A 16,859-nucleotide genomic window follows, 5' to 3' on the forward strand; every position below is an offset into this window, starting at 1 on the left:
TTTATTCCTTTTTGGAAGCGGCGCATACTGGCTCCATCGTTCAACCCCAGACAAGGAAGCAGCATGAAAATCGTCATCATCGGCGCCAGCGGCACCATCGGCACGGCCGTCGCCGCACAACTGGCGCAGCGCCATGAAATCATCGCAGTGGGCAGCCGCAGCGGCACGCACCAGGCCGACATGGGCGACATCGCGCAAGTGCGGGCCCTGTTCAAACGCATCGGCAAGGTCGACGCCGTCGTCGTCACGGCCGGCAAGCTGCATTTCGGCCCCCTGGCGGAATTTACTCCTGAGCAATTCCAGCTGGGCCTGGACAGCAAGCTGATGGGCCAGGTCAACGTGGCGCTGGTGGCGCAGGAATACCTGAACGACGGTGGCTCGATCACCCTCACCAGCGGCATCGTGGCCGAACAGCCCATCCGCTTCGGCGCGGCCGCCAGCATGACGAATGCGGCCGTGGAAGGCTTCGTGCGGGGCGCCGCCATCGAGTTGCAGCGCGGCGTGCGCATCAATGTCGTCAGCCCCACGGTGCTGGAAGAGTCGCTGGAGTCGTATGGCCCGTTCTTCTACGGCTTCGAACCGGCCGCCGCCAGCCGCGTGGCGCTCGCTTACAGCCGCAGCGTGGAAGGGGCGCAGACGGGGCAGGTGTACAGGGTCTGGTAAGCCGCTTGCCATGCCATGGGGCAGGTGGGACAATCGCAGGCTGAACAAGGAAGCGGCCGCGCCGTGATGGTGCGGGGCGCTTGCTTGCTGTGAACCATACACCGAGGCCCCATGAAAAACATCCTGATTCCCCTGCTGATGGCTGCCGCCGTCGGCAGCGCCTGCGCCGCGCCGCAAGCGGCAACACCGGCCACCGCCGCGCAACTGACGGCCATGAGCGCCCGTTACGCGCCCGTCGAGCTGACTGCCGACACCTCCCACCTGTCCGCAGGCGACCGCCAGGCCATCGCCAAGCTGGTCGAAGCGGCCAAGCTGGTCGACGTGCTGCAGCTGCGCCAGCGCTGGTCCGGCAATGAAGCCCTGTGGGCCGCCCTGAAGAAGGACAAATCAACGCTGGGCCAGGCCCGCCTGAATTATTTCTGGATCAACAAGGGCCCATGGTCCGTGCTCGATGCCCACGCCTCGTTCATGCCGGCCAGCTATGCAGGCATCGCCATTCCCGCGCACAAGCCGGAAGCGGGCAATTTCTATCCGCAGGGCGCCACCAAGGCCGGCCTGGAAACGTGGATGAATGGCCTGTCGGCGGACGACAAGCAGCAGGCGCAATGGTTCTTCACGACCATCCGCGCGGGCAAGGATGGCAAGTACCAGACCGTCAAGTATTCGGACGAGTACAAGGTGGAACTGAAGCAATTGGCGAAACTGCTCGACGAGGCGGCCGCCGCCACGGACAATGCGTCCCTGAAGAAATTCCTGACCCTGCGCGCCAAGGCTTTCCTCGACAACGACTACCTGCCGTCCGACTTCGCCTGGATGGACCTCGACTCGCCCGTCGACATCACCATCGGCCCGTACGAAACGTATAACGACGAGCTGTTCGGCTACAAGGCCGCGTTCGAGGCGTATGTGAACATCCGCGACCAGGCGGAAACGCAGAAGCTGAACTTCTTCGCCAAGCACATGCAGGAGCTGGAAGACAACCTGCCGCTCGATGCCCAGTACCGCAACCCGAAAGTGGGCGCGCTGGCGCCGATGGTGGTGGTCAACCAGGTGTATGGCGCGGGCGACGGCAACATGGCCGTGCAGACGGCCGCCTACAACTTGCCGAACGACGAGCGCATCATCAGCGCGCGCGGTTCGAAGCGCGTGATGCTGAAAAACGTGCAGGAAGCCAAGTTCAAGGCTACCCTGACGCCGATCTCGAAACTGGTGCTCACGCCCGAGGCGCAGCAGGACGTGGATTTCAATTCCTTCTTCACGCACATCCTCGCGCATGAAATCATGCACGGCCTGGGCCCGCATGCCACCGTCATCGACGGCAAGCCCTCGACGCCGCGCCAGGACTTGAAGGAAGCGTATTCGACCATCGAAGAAGCCAAGGCCGACATCACGGGCCTATACGCGCTGCGCTACATGATGGACAAGGGCCAGCTCAACGACACCCTGGGCCAGGGCGACGTGGCCGAGCGCAAGCTGTACAACACCTTCCTTGCCTCCGGTTTCCGCACCCTGCATTTCGGCCTGACGGATTCGCATGCGCGCGGCATGGCCATCCAGATGAATTACATCCTCGACAAGGGCGGTTTTGTCTCGCTGGGCGACGGCAAGTTTGGCGTCGATTTCGGCAAGATCAAGCAAGCCGTGATCGATCTGGACCGTGAATTCCTGACCATCGAAGCGACGGGCGACTACGCGCGCGCGAAAGCGCTGATGACCAAGTACGTGGTCATCCGTCCTGACGTGCAGGTGGCGCTCGACAAGATGAAGGCCGTGCCGAACGATATCCGCCCGGCATTTGTCACGGCGCGCGCGCTGGACCAGGCGGCGAAGAAATAACTGCCTTGCTGGCTATTGTCAGTGTGAAAAGCCGGTGCTTGCACCGGTTTTTTTTCGCCTTTTTTTCTGAAAAGTTGCCAGTTTTTCCTTGCGGAAATATCTTCGCCGCTTACTCTGCAATGGTTGCCTTCCGCTTTCCTTTAGCCCGCCGATCCCATGCCGAATCGCCTCTTGCTGATGAGTTTGCTCATCGCTCTCTCTCCCTTGCCCGCCGTGGGCGCCGCCAGGCTCACGGATCTGGAAAACCGCTGGCTGCAGGCGGGCCAGCCCGTCATCGCGTTTGCGCGCGCGCAAGGTTTGCCCATCGATATCATCGTGCAGCCGCAGGACGCGCCCGGCGCCGTGCCGCTGGCGCTCGGTTACGAAGCGGGGCGCTGCAAGCTGGTGCTGTCGCTGCGCGGCAATGCGCAGGCGGAGGGGATCTTGCAAGAGGTCTTGCCTGCGCGCCAGGGCGTGATGATGGAAGCGATGATGGCGCACGAGATCGGCCATTGCCAGCGCTATGCGCAGGGCGACTGGCATGCCTTGCCACGGGGCTTTGTCGAGCCGCCCAGCATGCAGCGTGGCAAGCAGGCACAGCTGGCGCAGGAGCTGCGCGAGACGCGCCGCGAAGAGGCGTATGCGGACCTGGTGGCCCTGGCCTGGATGCATGGGCGCCACCCCGGGCAGTACCAGGAGGTGCTGGCCTGGATGCGCGGCGTGCGCGCCGGCGGCGACAGCGCGGGCGCTTCGCACGCCACGCAGGCATGGCTGGCGCTGGCCGATGGCGACGGCGCATTTGATGGGTCTGCTTCACCATTTGAACAGGCGCAAGTATTGTGGCGGAAGGGCTTGAGCAGCGACAAATAAACGCTGATTTATGCCCGGATGGCCTGTCAGCGTGTGCTGTCGCACGGAGCTTTGCGGCGGGCAGGGGTCTAATCTGGGCATCAACTAACCAGAGAGGAACCATCATGAACAAAATGATCGCACTCATGCTGGCCGCCAGTGCCAGCGCCCTGCTTGCCGCCACGCCCGCGTACGCGCAGGATGCCTCGTACAAGAGTTTGACGGACAAGGCATCGGCCGACTACAAGCAGGCCAAGGCCGCCTGCGACAGCCACAGCGGCAATGCAAAAAAAGTCTGCGTGGAAGAAGCCAGGGTGGCGCGCGCCAAGGCCGATTCGGACGCCGTGGCCCAGTACCGCAACACGCCGCGCGAACTGGGCAAGGCCCGCAAGGATGTCGCCAATGCCGAGTATGACCTGGCCAAGGCCAAGTGCGGCGACCGCACGGGCGCCGATAAAACCACGTGCATGAACGATGCCAAGGCGGCGAAAACGGCCGCGCTGGCCGACGCCAGCACGGGCGCCAGGGCCGGCACCAACGTGGCGCAGAATCCGCCCGCCACGACGAAGGAAAACTGCGACGCCATGGATGCGACGGCCAAGGCTGCCTGCGTGACGCGCAATGCGGCCAGCAGCACCAAGACGGCCATGTCCGACTCCGTCATCACCACCAAGATCAAGGCAGACCTCGTCAAGGACAATGACTTGAAAGCGCTGGACGTGCACGTGGAAACGGTCAACGGCGTCGTCATGCTCAGCGGCTTCGTGCCTTCCCAGGCGCAAGTGAAAAAAGCGGCCGACCTGGCCCGTGGCGTGGAAGGTGTGACGGACGTGAAGAATGGCTTGAAAGTGAAGTAATGGAAGGGGGCAGACTCGCCCGGGGGCATGCGTCCCGGCACGCATGCCGATCACGCAGCGACTGCCCCCGTTTCACCCGCCTGACGCCAGGATGGGAGCCGTACGCAGCAGTGCGGCTCCCATTTTTTGATTGTATAAATTACGATCATAATATAACATGGAAAAAAGCCCGCCACCTGGTGGTGCCTTGGTATTCTTTTTTCATGAGGGCAGCATGCTTTCCTATCCTTTTTCGCAATGGCTGGACCGGCGCGGCATCCACTTTGCCTGGGTCATCGTCGCCATCACCTTCCTCACCGCCTTGACCTCGTCTGCAGCGCTGGGCTTGCCCGGGGCGCTGATGCAGCCCTTGAGCCGCGAGTTCGGCTGGGATGCCGAGCAGATTTCTTCGGCCCTGGCCGTGCGCTTCGTGCTGTTTGGCTTGATGGGGCCGTTTGCGGCCATCCTGATGGAGCGCTTCGGCTTGCGCAATATCATCTGCGTGGCCCTGGGCCTGATCGCCGCCGGCATGCTGCTGGCCACGCGCATGACGCAGTTCTGGCACCTGGTCGCCCTGTGGGGCATCTTGCTGGGGCTTGGGTCGGGCATGACGGCGCTGGTGCTCAGTGCCGTGGTGGCGAACCGCTGGTTCGAGACGCACCGGGGCCTGGTGGTGGGCGTGCTGACGGCCAGCTCGGCCACGGGCCAGCTGCTGTTCCTGCCCGTGGGCGCCTGGCTGATCGAGCACTTCGGCTGGCGCACGGCCGTCATGCCCGTGTTTGCCAGCTGCGCCATCGTCGCCGTGCTGGCCTTCCTGTGCATGCGCAACCGGCCGCAGGACGTGGCCTTGCGTCCGTATGGCGCCGACCCGGCCACGCCCCTGGCGGTGGCGCCTGCGGCGAAGATGACGTTTGCCACGCCGTTCGTGATTCTGCGCAGCGTGGCGGCAAACCGCACCTTCTGGATACTGTTTGGCACGTTTTTCATCTGTGGCCTCAGCACCAACGGCCTGATCCAGACGCATTTCATTTCGCTGTGCGGCGACTCGGGCTTGTCCGCCGTGCCGGCCGCGTCCGTGCTGGCCATGATGGGGGCGTTCGACCTGTTCGGCACGATCCTGTCGGGCTGGCTGTCGGACCGCTATGACAACCGCAAACTGCTGTTCTGGTATTACGGCTTGCGGGGCTTGTCCCTGTTCTGGCTGCCGTATTCGGAATTTACCCTGTACGGCCTGTCGCTGTTCGCCATGTTCTACGGCCTGGACTGGATCGCCACCGTACCGCCCACCGTGAAACTGGTGGGGGCCACGTTTGGGCGGGAGCGGGCGGGCATGGTGTTTGGCTGGATCTTCGCGGGCCACCAGCTGGGCGCCGCCGTGGCCGCGTATGGCGCGGGCCGCATCCGCACCCTGATGCTGACCTACAACCCGGCCCTGTTTGCGGCCGGTGCCGCCTGCCTCGTGGCCGCGCTGATGGTGCTGGCGATCCAGCGGCAGAAAGCGGCCGTGGCCGCCGCCCAGCCTGCATGAAAAAAGCCAGGCCCGCGTGAGCGGAGCCTGGCTTTTTCATTTTTTCAAGAACGTTTCAGGACTTATTTGAGGTACTTGGCCAGCCATCCTTCGACTTCGCTGTAGAAGAAGCGGCTGTTCTCGCCCTTCAAAATCCAATGGTTTTCGTCCGGGAACACCAGCAATTTCGCCGGCACGTTCAGGCGCTGTTGCACGGCAAAGTTCATCAAGGCATTGTTGGCCGGCACGCGGTAATCGAGTTCGCCCACGGTGATCAGGATGGGCGTGGTAAAGCCCGTGCCTTTTTCGTGGTTGCCCGCTTGCATGACGGGGCTTTGGTCGCGCCACACGGGCAGGTTCGACCAGACGGGGCCGCCTGCATTCGTTTCACGGCCGAAGCCGCCATCGCTGGTGCCCCACTGCATGATCAGATCCATTTCGCCCGCGTGCGAGACGATGGCCTTGTAGCGCGTGGTGGTCGCCTGCAGCCAGTTGGCCAGGTGGCCGCCATAGCTGGCGCCGCCGGCAGCCAGTTTCGTGCTGTCGATAAAGGGATACTTCTTGATGGCTTCATCGACACCCTGGTTGACTTCGTCGCCTGGGCCCTTCAATGGGTCGAATTGAATCGAGCGCGCAAATTCCTCGCCATAGCCGGTGGAGCCCTTGTAGTCCGTCAGCAGTACGACATAGCCGGGCTTGGCCAGCAAGTGATAGTTCCAGCGCAGCACGAACTGGTCGCGCCACATGCTGGCCGCGCCGCCGTGGATGACGGTAAACAGCGGGTATTTCTTGTTCGGGTCAAAGTTGGCCGGCTTGACGAGCATATTGTGGATCCGGCGGCCGTCGGCCGTGGTGAACCAGAAGTGCTCGGGCGCCTGCCAGTCGATTTTGCTTGCCTTGTCCGTATTGAAAGCCGTCAGGCGTTTCGGCTGCTTGCCGTTGAACGCATAGATTTCCGGCGGGTTGATGGCGGACTCCCACACGCCCACCAAGGCCTTGCCGCCGCTGCTCAGCGAATTGATGGTACCCGTCGGCGAGGATGGTTCTTCGCGCACGTCGCCGCCCTTGGCATCGATCGAGTACAGCTTTTCCAGGCCCGCATGTTCATAGCTGAAGATGACGCGCTTGCCGCCTTCGGGCAGCACGAAGCGCGAAATTGAACGGTCCAGCTTGGCCGTCAGGATCGTTGGCGCAGGGTTGCTCATCGGCCAGGCAAAGCTGGCCAGGCGCTTCACGTCATACACTTTGCCCGGCGTTTGCGCGTCGCTCAGGGCAAACAGGGTCTTGCCGTCGGCGGCAAATTTCAAGGAACCGTAGCTATGCTTGTCCTGCGTCAAACGCTGCGCTTCGCCGCCGGCCACTGGCAGCAAGTACAGCTGCGAAACCACGGCTTCGCGCTGCGCCGCATCGCGGTTGGTGGCCGCGTTGAAGACGACGGCCTTGCCGTCCGGCGTCCAGACGGCGTCCAGCGATTGTCCTTCGTCGCCCTGGCCGCCGCCAAAGCCCGGCAGGGTGACCAGTTGCGTGCCCGACAGGATGTCGCGCGGCGTGTTTTCACCTTTCGTCTCAGGCTGGGCATCGACGATGAACAACCGCACCTGCTTGTCGGTCAGCCACTTGTCGAAGTAGCGGGGCGCCGTCGTTTCATACGAACGGGCGCTGTACTTGCGGTCCTTGCGCTCTTTCGCGCTTTGCTTGACGTCGGCTTCCGTCTTGTTGCCCGGATAGATGTCGCTGATGAACAGCAGCTGCTTGCCGTCCGGGCTCCATTTCGGCATGCGCGCGCCCAGGGTCAATGACGTCAGGCGCTGCGCTTCGCCGCCGCTGGCCACGTCGAGGCGGTAGATCTGGCCCGCGTCATCGCCGTCGCGCTTGGCGACGAACACCAGCTGGCGGCTGTCCGGCGACCAGGCCACGGCGCCTTCGCCGCCCTTGGAAAACGTCAGGCGGCGCGGGGCGCTGTCGTCAAGCAGGGACTTGATCCACAGGTCAGACCATTGGTCTTGGCTAGAGTAGGCGCTGTCGACAACGGAAAACACGGCCCACTTGCCGTCCGGGCTGGCGACGGGCGCGCCCACCCGTTTCATCAGCCACACGTCTTCATGCGTGATGGCGTGTTTGGCATTGGCTTGCGTGGCGGCAACTGGCGATGCCGGCGTGGTAGCGGCGGCATGGGCCAGCGAGGCGCAGGCTGCTGCGATCAGCAGAGAGCCGAGGGAACGGCGAAGACGGGGTAGGGTCATGGGCGTGGTCCGGGAAGTGAAAAAAGTACAGCGGGCAACATTATTGCCCATCGTTTCCTCCACTGCCAAGGCCGTGTACCGTAACTTACCAGGCGGGACAGCCACGTATCGGGCGGCGCGCCATGGCCGATCAGTTAAACTTGTTCTTTTACTGACGCTGGCGCTGGCCGACCATGAAAATTAGTCTACCCTTATTGAAAACGTTCTTGCTGGGCGCGAGCTGCCTGCTGGCCGCCCCGGTCTTTGCCGCTGCTGCCGCCCCGTACCCGAATACCAGCGCCATGGGCGTGGGCCACGCGGAAAGCACGGCCTGGTATGCGGGCTGCCTGAAGGTCAAGGATGCAGCGCCGCCGCCGGCCGACCTGCCGGCGCCATCCGCCGTGGCGGCCTTGCAGCAGTGCCAGGCGACGGACCTGTATTACGATACCAAGAGTATGTCCTCGGCCAAGCCGGCCGACTGGCGTCCCGTGCGCCATTGCGCCATGGTCACGCACAACAGCGCCGTGCTGATGATGCTGTACCAGAATGGACAGGGCGTGCAGAAAGACCCGCAGCTGGCGCTCAAGTATGCGTGCAGCATCGATGCGGCGCCGGCCGAGATGCAGGGCCGCATCGAGCACTTGCAGCAGATCAATGCCAGCGGGCGGGGCATGATCGACTTGTGCGACGACATCACCAGCGGCTACATGATGGGCGTGTGCAGCGCCATCGATGCGCGCCAGAAACAGCGCTTGCGCACGCAGGCGACAGGCAAGGCCAGCGACGCCATGCCGGCCGCGGCGCAGGCGTCGCTGCAAAAGCTGCAGGCGGCCGTCAGCAAGTTTGCCGACGCGCGCGCGGCCAATGAAACGGATTTGAGCGGCACGGCGCGCGCCGCCCTGAGCATCGCCGCCCGCACGGCCGAGCTCGATCTGCTGGCGCGGGACGTGCGCGAATACGAAGGAGGCAAGCTGCCGCCGGCCCTGTCGAAGGCGCAGCTGGCGGCGCTCGACAAGGAGCTCAACGCCATCTACGGCAAGCTGATGAAAAAACCGGCGGAACCCTATGCGGGCGCCGTGGGCAAGGATGGCATCCGCGCCACCCAGCGCCTGTGGCTGGCATACCGCGATGCCTGGATCAGCTTTGGCGCCGTGCGCTATCCGTCCGTCACCAGCGACACTTGGGCCGGCCTGCTGACGGCGCGGCGCAATGCGCAACTGCAAGATTTGCTGGGGAATTAAGGCATGCGCGAAGCCTATTATCACGAAGACGACTTTTGCATGATTGAACTGCTGCCATTGGATAACTTGCAGCACTGCCTGAGCCAGATGGGCGAGCAGCAGGTGTTTGCCGATGCGCACCGCAGCGGCGCCGGCTGGACGGACATGTATGTGATCGAGGCGCCGCCGTCGCCGCTGTCCGCCCTGGGCATGACGGCCGGGCAGCTGCGGCTGGCGCTGGCCGAGGTCTTGCCGCCCTACGACGCCGTCTACACGGGCTACGGCAGTTACCGCGTGGCATGCAAGAATGTGCTGGCCTTTGGCGGCGACAGCACGGAAACCCTGTTTGCCGGCCTGGACGACAAGGGCATCGTGTGCGACCTGTGGTGCAGCGACGGCATGCCCGGGCTGATGTTGCTGCCCCTGAAGGAACAGTTGCTGCTGGCGGACTGGGGCGCGGGGTTTGCCTGCCCGCTGGCCGATGGGGAACTGTTTGCCCGGTATCTGCAGGAATACGAACTGGGCTAGCGTTTACTCGCAGGCGATGGCGTTCGGTTGCGCCACTTTGACGACCGACGCCAGGCGCGCCATGTCGTTGCCGTCGCCTTGCTCCACATACGGTTGATACGTATCAATGATGATGCGCGCGCGGGCTTGCCAGCCGCAATTGTCGGCCTGGCGCGCAGGCACGCGCAGCAAGCGCCGCGCCTCGGCGTCGTTGCTGAAGCAAAACCATGCATCGTGCGTGGCGGCAGGGCGGGGCAGGCGCCCCCACTGCGCCTTGTCGGGCGCGAAACAGACGCGCTTGCCGATGATTTCCAGGCTCATCTCGTCCGTGCGCGCGCTGTACTGGCCGTCGAGCACGATGGGCGATTGCGCTTGGGCAAGCAGAGGCAATGTGCACAGCAGGAGATGGGTGGACAGCAGGGCGGCAAGTTTCACGGTGTATCTTTCCGGATCGGCATGGGACGCACCAGTATAGCTGCACTGGCGGCGCATGATTGCGCCGGCTGCGGTGAAAACAGCTTGCCTCTGCTTGAATTTACGCAAAAAAAAGGTTGGCAAATGGTGGTTTGCCAACCTTGTCTGTACTGCTGTATCCGAAGCAGGAAATACTTTCGCCGTTAATGCTCTTATGGGCCGACTGGTACAAATACCAGCAGGGGGTCGTCTGTCTGGCCCACCATCATGAGTCCATCAGCGGAAATACCCAGGGTGCGGGTCAGGAGGTTCTTCGCGTATCCCGCAAACTTGAAACTCTTGAGCAGTGCGCTGTTTGCGTCGTGCACCCATACATCGGCGCTCGAATACGCGCCTGAGATGCCGCAGTAAACGCGGTCATCGCTGCCCACCTCGACGTTGTTGGGGTAGGTATCGCCGCCGCTGAGGCTGCCGATGAAGCTCAGGTCCGACGGTTTTACGCTGCTGCAGCGGTAAGGCGCCCCCGAAGCGACATACAGGCGCATGCCGTCAGCGCTGACCGCGATGTCCTGTCCATTCGATGCGCCGTTGATGAAGCCGGCGGAGGCTGCCGAAGCGCTGAACAGGGCGCCGCCACCGATATCGGCGTAGTCAACGGCGATTGCGCTTACCGATGCCGGGCTGTTGCCCGAATCTTGCAAGTAGAGGCGGCTTCCATCGCTCGATGCTGCCATGCTGTCGCCGTTACCGATCATGCCCGCCACGGCGCCTGTGCTGGCCACGTATGCCTTGCCGTCGGCTGCGGCCACAATCTCTACGCCATTGGGCCGCAGGGCCAGCAAGGCCGACGATTGATCGACTGCTGCCGCCAATGGCCAACTGTTTTTTTTCGTCAGGGTAGCCAGGTCCACGACGATGATATTCCGATTGGCGGTATCGTAGGTGTAAAGATGCTGGCCATTCGGACTGATGGTCATGTCTCCCATCGCACCACCGAGATTGCTGATGGTGCCGACCTGGGTGGCGGAATAGATGTTATACACATCGATATTGCTTGCACCGTTGTTTGCATACAGCAAAGGCCGGATCGGATCGGTCTTGAGATGGCTGTAGGTCTTCGTTAACTTCGTCGTGACGGCTGGCGTGACGCTTCCTTTCCAGATCGCAACATGCAACTGCTCGGAAGTCTGAATGCCATTCTCGCTGGCCAGGCTGACGGTGGCATAGCTGGTGGCGTCGATCGGTAAAGTGGATGGATCGGCGGTCAGTGTCAGCGCATTTCCGCTGCGTTGCACTGTCAGCCATGCCTTGTCTGAACTGGCCGTCCATGCAGGGGCCAGCCCAAAATTGTCCCGCACGGTGACCTTGCGGGACAGGCGTGACCAGCCTGGGGTGGACGACAGTCCGACGCCGACTTCCGAGAACAGCAATTTGCGCGTATCGCGCTGGGCGGTGATGGTGACCGGTACCGAGATGGTATCGCCATTGACCTGCGTGCTTGCGATCAAGGTCGTGGTACTGGTTCCGATGGGCTGGCTGGCGCCGATTTGCGAAAACACAATGCTGCTGCCAGCCTGATTCACCGTACCGCTGGTAGTGCTTGCGCCCAGCCATGCAGGCAGTGCCGAGAACGACCAGGGATAAGCGTTCGCCATGGTGTTGAGGTTCAGCGTCAGGCTTGCTGTCGACGCAGGCGAGCGGCCATAGGGTCCGCCGATCGTGATGCTGTCAAACGATGGCGTCAAGGTGGCTTTGGTCAAGTACAGGGTGACAGGAACTTTGCTGTCGCTGACGTTCGGTGCGGTGATCGTTAGCGTTGCATCGTGCCGGCCGCTGGCAAGCTTGCCGTTCGCCGGATCCACATATACCGATGCAAGCGCAGGCGTGGTGCCGCTTGTCGGCGTCACGCCTAGCCATGCCGCACTGGCGGCGGCTTTCCAGTTCGTTGCCAGGTTGGCTACCGTAAAATTGACGGGCGCTGCCGCAATGGGTGCGCCGTTGATGCCATTGAAGGTGATCTGGCCGTGATCGATTGAGAAAGCGGCAGGCAGCAATTCGGCACTTACAGGCAGCGAGGCGATTTGCCCATCGCTGCTCGTGACTACGACAGTGCCCGTCTGAACGCCAAGGGCCAGGGCGGAAACATCGTAGCCGACAGTAAACGAGCTGACTCCGCTGCCTGCTGCCGTCGAGAGTTTGATCCATGCCGCGTTCGTGCTCACAGTCCATGTGCGGCTTTTCGCGTTGACGTTGACAGTGACGGGCGCTGGTGCCGGATTTCCCGCGGAAATGGTCGCGCTGAGACGGCCAAGTGGCGCCACAGTCATTGGTGACAAGGGGATCGGCACCACAGTGATCGCATATGGCAACTGCATCGGTGAACCGGGGAAGTGTTGCGTACAAGCGGCATCCTTGCAAACTTTGACTGAAAAAGTGCCTGTATGTTTTCCGATGGGCAGCGTCGGCGCAGTCTGCAGCAGAATGCTGTAACTGCTTGCGCTTAACTGGGAAAACCGTACCTCCGGCAGTATCACGCCTGTCGTATCGATGACGTAGGCAAACACACTGTTTGCATTTTGAAAATCCGATGGCGTGTTCACAGTCGCCAGCAGCGACAATGCCTTCGTGCTCCCCTCATCGGCGGTGGCGGCGGCCGTCGGCGCGCTGAATGTCAATGTTGGCGTGGGCGTTGGAACAACTGGGACAGGAACAACTGGCACCGGGACAACTGGCACGGGGACAACTGGTACCGGAGGGGCAACGCCGCTGCCGCCGTCGCCTCCACCGCTTGAGCCGCCACCGCCGCAGCCAGCCATTAATATGGTAGCGAGCAAGTAGGTCAGTGCGCGCGAAGTGCTGTACTTGGAAAGAACGGACGCCATTTTTAGTTGGATATAATTAAGAGAGAGGCATTATTGCTTATTTTAAATTGCTTGAATAGCATTTAATTTCTAATAATTAATTTTTGTTTCTTTCCTTTTTCGCTAATGGCAGCCTTCTCGCCGCATTGCCTGTATGGCATCGTTGAAGCGGGCGAGCTCGATGGGCTGGCGGCGGGAATGCGCGCGCGGCATGTTCAACGAGCAGGTTGACATCGCGGTGGCGCGCCATTGCAAAGGGGATGCGCCTGATGTCACCACGGACTTGGGAGCATTGCGCAAGGTACAGTCAAATGCGTGCTTGTCCATCCTGCAGAAGCAGGAGCCAGGGCAGCGCGGGGAGCGTTTCTGCGCTTGGCGGTGGCTTCGGCACATTATTCCCGTGTGGACAATAGTGCCGATAAAGACGCAAAAAAGGGTTAGCAAACGGTAGTTTGCTAACCCTGATCTGTACTGCTGTATTCGTGGTAGGCCGTGCGGGATTCGAACCTGCGACCAACGGATTAAAAGTCCGCTGCTCTACCAGCTGAGCTAACGACCCGAAAGAGGCCGCATTATATATCAGTTGAAAAAGAATGCAAAGCATTCATGCGAGAAAGTGCAAGCCCGCTAATGCAGGGCTGCCGTGAGCTTCAGCACTTCGTCGATGCTGGTCGTGCCGTCGACGATCTTGCGCGCGCCGGCGATGCGCAGCGGCGTCATGCCATCGAGGATGCTCTGGCGGCGCAGCGCGTGCAGGTCGGCGCCTGCCTTGACCAGCTGGCCGAACGTTTCCGTCACGCTCAGCAGTTCATAGATGCCGGCACGCCCCAGGTAGCCGCTGTGCCGGCACTGGGGGCAGCCGACGGGGCGGTACGTGGCTTCCGGCCGTTCCAGCTGGCCGCCCGTCAGGCGTTGCCAGGACGCGGCGCCCGGGGCGGCGTCCGGCTGCTTGCAGCCCGGACACAGGCAGCGCAGCAGGCGCTGTGCCAGCACGCCGACCAGGCACGCTTCCAGCAGATAGGCGGGCAAACCCAGTTCCAGCAGGCGCATGACGGCCGAGGGCGCATCGTTGGTGTGCAGGGTCGACAGTACCAGGTGGCCCGTCAGCGCCGCCTGGATGGCCATCTCGGCCGTGGCCAGGTCGCGGATTTCCCCCACCATGATGATGTCGGGATCTTGCCGCATCAGCGCCCGCACGCCGTCGGCAAACGACAGTTCGATGCCGGCCTGGGTTTGCACCTGCATCTGGTTGAAGGCCGGTTCCACCATTTCGATGGGGTCTTCCACCGTGCACACATTGACTTCGCTGCCGGCCAGCGCCTTCAAGGTGCTGTACAGGGTGCTGGTCTTGCCCGAGCCCGTGGGGCCCGTCACCAGCACGATGCCGTGCGTGCGCGCCGTCAGTTGCCGCCAGCGTTCGGCGTCCGCGGGCGGAAAGCCCAGCTCGGACAGGCTCCTGACGGCGATTTCCGGGTCGAAGATGCGCATGACGAGCTTTTCGCCGAAGGCCGTGGGCAAGGTCGACAGGCGCAGCTCGATTTCCTGCCCCTGCGCATTGCGCGTCTTGATGCGGCCATCCTGGGGGCGGCGCTTTTCCACCACGTCCATGCGCCCGAGCAACTTGATGCGCGCCGTCATGGCCAGCAAGACCACGGGCGGCAGCTGGTAGGCCTGGTGCAGGCGGCCGTCGATGCGCAGGCGCACGAGGCCCGCGTCGCGCTTCGGTTCCAGGTGGATGTCGGACGCGCGCTGGGCAAACGCGTATTGCCACAGCCAGTCGACGATGCGCACCACGTGCTGGTCGTTGGCGTCGAGGCTGGCCTTGTTGCGCCCCAGCTCCACCAGCTGTTCAAAATTGTGGCGCAGCGCCAGGTCTTGCGTGGAGGCCTGGCGGGCCACCTTGACGGAACTGGCCAGGCTGAAAAATTGCGCGATGGCATCGGCGATGTGCAGCGGATTGGCGATGACGAGGCTCAGCTTGCGCGGCGTCAGATTCCCCAGCTGCGCCTGCCAAGCGAGCGCGTACGGTTGGGCTGTGGCGATGACGATGCGGTCATGCGTGCTTTCCACGGGCAGGATATTGAAGCGGGCCGCATAGCCGGCCGTCATGACGTCGGCCACCTGGCTGAAATCGATGTGCAAGGGATCGATGCGCATGTACGGCAGGCTGGCACGTTGCGCCAGCCACGCGCACAGGGTGTCGAGCGTCAGCGCGCCGTGGGCGATGCTGCATAGCGGATGGAGGGCAGGCGCCGGCAGCCGGGCGGCTTGCGCGCCGATGGCGGCCGCCTGCGCCGCATCGAGCACGCCGTCTTCCTGCAGCCAGGCCAGCAATTGCGGCAGTTCCAGCGGCGTGTCGGGAGAAGCGGGCGGGGAAGCGGGCATGGCCGGTGCCTTTCAGGGCTGCCGGCCTTGCATGGAGGTGCCGGCGGTTACAAGGTGCTGGCGATGCCCTTGACCCAGGTCTTGGCGGGCAGCTTGGTCTCGGCGACGATCTGTTTGGCCCGTTCCAGCAGGACGGCTTGCGCTTCGGTATCGAGTGCCACTTTTGTCTTGAAAGCGATCGCCACCACGTTCCCATCATGGACTTCCGGCAGGCAGATCACCTGTTCAAACGCAAACTTCATCGCCTTGATGTTCTTTGCGTAGCTGGGATGGTCGCCAAACAGGTTGACCGTCATGATGCCGTGCGGCGCCAGGCAGGTGCAGCAGGCGGCATAGAACTCGGCGCTGTCGAGCACGGGACCGCGCGCCGTGGCGTCATACAGGTCCACCTGCAGGGCGTCCAGGGTGCCGTGCTTGGCCTCGTCGTTGACGTAGTCGAGCGCATCCATCTCGCGCACGTGCAGGCGCTCGTCGTTGGGCGGCAGCTTGAACATCGATGCGCAGATGGTGATGACGGACGGGTTCAGTTCGATGGCCTCGACCTGTGCCTGCGGGAACTGGCGGTAGCAGAACTTGGTCAGCGCGGCCGTGCCCAGGCCCAGCTGGGCGAGGCGCTGCGGTTGTTCGATCCACAGCATCCACGCCATCATCTGCTGCGCGTATTCGAGTTCCGGCCAGTCCGGCTTGCGGATGCGCATGGCGCCCTGCACCCATTCCGTGCCGAAATGCAGATAGCGCACGCCATCCATTTCGGACAGGGTGACGGGGGCGTAGCGGGGCTTGCGCGCAGGGCGCGAGGATTCGACTTGTTCGATGGATTTTCGTTTGATAAGCATAAGGCGGCCTGAAAGTGTGCCGCATTATAGCCCGCGCCGGGGCGCCATAAAAAATGCCGGCCCCATGAGAACGACTGGGACCGGCATTTTAAATTGCTGTGCAACGACAGCTGATGTCAGGCCTTACTGTTGAGCAGGCTCGATCGAGACGCGCAGGCGGATGCGCTCGCCCGGATCGTAGGACATGATGCTCGTGTAGTTGCGGCCGCGGTAGTCATACGTGACCTGGTAGCCATTGTTGCGCGATTCCCAGTGGTCGACCTGGCGGCATTGCTTGACGGCTTGTTCCTGCACGCCACCCTGGTAATTGTTCTGGTTGTCGACGCGGTCGCCGACGACGGCACCGGCAATCGCGCCAGCCGCGGCTGCGGCCGTGCGGCCATTGCCGCCGCCTACCTGGCTGCCGAGCAGGGCGCCGGCGATACCGCCCACGATGGAACCGCCCGCGCTGCGCTGTTGCGGCGGCGCCTGCACTTGCACGTATTCCGTACGGCATTCCTGGCGTGGACGATTGATCTGTTCCACTTGCGGCACGACGCGCACGACCTTGCCGAAATCTTCAAAGTCGGCGGCCTGGGCGAGTGGCAATGCACCGATACAAAGGGCTGACATCATCAATTTGGCTTGCAAGTTCATTTCTAACCTCATTATGTAGAGAATCTTTCAGGGTATTTTTTACAACTTGGGACTATAGTAATCCCGCCAGCCTGCGGCAAGTGTTTCGCGTGGCAACAAAATGTAACA

General features: G+C 62.6%; 13 protein-coding genes and 1 tRNA gene. 7 read left to right on the plus strand and 7 right to left on the minus strand.

From position 1 onward, the window contains the following. The first annotated feature begins 63 nt into the window (after positions 1-63). The 5 genes from GCN75_RS15740 to GCN75_RS15760 all read left to right on the plus strand — a co-directional run bounded on the left by GCN75_RS15740 (position 64) and on the right by GCN75_RS15760 (position 5,691). Positions 64-663 carry a short chain dehydrogenase gene (locus GCN75_RS15740; protein ID WP_152283322.1) on the plus strand — a complete coding sequence of 200 codons (600 nt, stop codon included), beginning with the start codon at positions 64-66 and terminating at the stop codon, positions 661-663. A 111-nt stretch (positions 664-774) separates the two neighbouring features. Further along, the gene (locus GCN75_RS15745) at positions 775-2,499 is read left to right on the plus strand and encodes a dipeptidyl-peptidase 3 family protein (RefSeq protein WP_152283323.1); all 1,725 of its coding nucleotides are present in this window, start codon (positions 775-777) and stop codon (positions 2,497-2,499) included. Between the two features lie 156 nt (positions 2,500-2,655). Beyond that, positions 2,656-3,348 (plus strand): hypothetical protein, encoded by a 693-nt coding sequence (locus tag GCN75_RS15750; protein WP_226941417.1) that lies wholly within the window; start codon positions 2,656-2,658, stop codon positions 3,346-3,348. A gap of 104 nt (positions 3,349-3,452) precedes the next feature. Next, positions 3,453-4,184, plus strand: a complete 732-nt coding sequence (locus tag GCN75_RS15755; protein ID WP_152283324.1) for a BON domain-containing protein — start codon at positions 3,453-3,455, stop codon at positions 4,182-4,184. A gap of 214 nt (positions 4,185-4,398) precedes the next feature. After that, positions 4,399-5,691, plus strand: coding sequence for an MFS transporter (locus GCN75_RS15760; RefSeq protein ID WP_152283325.1), 1,293 nt, complete (start codon positions 4,399-4,401; stop codon positions 5,689-5,691). Between the two features lie 62 nt (positions 5,692-5,753). Here the strand turns inward: GCN75_RS15760 and GCN75_RS15765 are convergent, their stop codons facing one another. Beyond that, positions 5,754-7,913: a dipeptidyl-peptidase 5 gene (locus GCN75_RS15765; protein ID WP_152283326.1), complete on the minus strand. Its 2,160-nt coding sequence runs from the start codon at positions 7,911-7,913 to the stop codon at positions 5,754-5,756. 173 nt (positions 7,914-8,086) lie between these two features. On the opposite strand from GCN75_RS15765, the gene GCN75_RS29585 reads away from it, so the two are divergent. After that, complete coding sequence (locus GCN75_RS29585) at positions 8,087-9,133, plus strand: lysozyme inhibitor LprI family protein (RefSeq protein WP_226941418.1); 1,047 nt, start codon at positions 8,087-8,089, stop codon at positions 9,131-9,133. Between the two features lie 3 nt (positions 9,134-9,136). Next, the gene (locus GCN75_RS15775) at positions 9,137-9,640 is read left to right on the plus strand and encodes a hypothetical protein (RefSeq protein WP_152283327.1); all 504 of its coding nucleotides are present in this window, start codon (positions 9,137-9,139) and stop codon (positions 9,638-9,640) included. A gap of 3 nt (positions 9,641-9,643) precedes the next feature. Here GCN75_RS15775 and GCN75_RS15780 read toward each other — a convergent pair whose 3' ends face one another. The 6 genes from GCN75_RS15780 to GCN75_RS15810 form a co-directional block, all read right to left on the minus strand. Further along, positions 9,644-10,054, minus strand: a complete 411-nt coding sequence (locus GCN75_RS15780; protein ID WP_152283328.1) for a hypothetical protein — start codon at positions 10,052-10,054, stop codon at positions 9,644-9,646. A 191-nt stretch (positions 10,055-10,245) separates the two neighbouring features. Next, complete coding sequence (locus GCN75_RS15785; RefSeq protein ID WP_193317529.1) at positions 10,246-12,708, minus strand: BACON domain-containing protein; 2,463 nt, start codon at positions 12,706-12,708, stop codon at positions 10,246-10,248. Between the two features lie 669 nt (positions 12,709-13,377). Next, positions 13,378-13,453 (minus strand) — tRNA-Lys (locus GCN75_RS15795). A 68-nt stretch (positions 13,454-13,521) separates the two neighbouring features. Next, the gene (locus tag GCN75_RS15800; RefSeq protein ID WP_193317530.1) at positions 13,522-15,279 is read right to left on the minus strand and encodes a GspE/PulE family protein; all 1,758 of its coding nucleotides are present in this window, start codon (positions 15,277-15,279) and stop codon (positions 13,522-13,524) included. Between the two features lie 47 nt (positions 15,280-15,326). Then, positions 15,327-16,115 (minus strand): spermine/spermidine synthase domain-containing protein, encoded by a 789-nt coding sequence (locus GCN75_RS15805; RefSeq protein WP_152283331.1) that lies wholly within the window; start codon positions 16,113-16,115, stop codon positions 15,327-15,329. 123 nt (positions 16,116-16,238) lie between these two features. Then, positions 16,239-16,751, minus strand: a complete 513-nt coding sequence (locus GCN75_RS15810; protein WP_034747447.1) for a glycine zipper 2TM domain-containing protein — start codon at positions 16,749-16,751, stop codon at positions 16,239-16,241. Between the last annotated feature and the right edge of the window lie 108 nt (positions 16,752-16,859).

Origin of the sequence: Janthinobacterium violaceinigrum (assembly GCF_009208555.1) — a bacterium.
In the GTDB taxonomy this organism is placed as follows: domain Bacteria; phylum Pseudomonadota; class Gammaproteobacteria; order Burkholderiales; family Burkholderiaceae_D; genus Janthinobacterium; species Janthinobacterium violaceinigrum.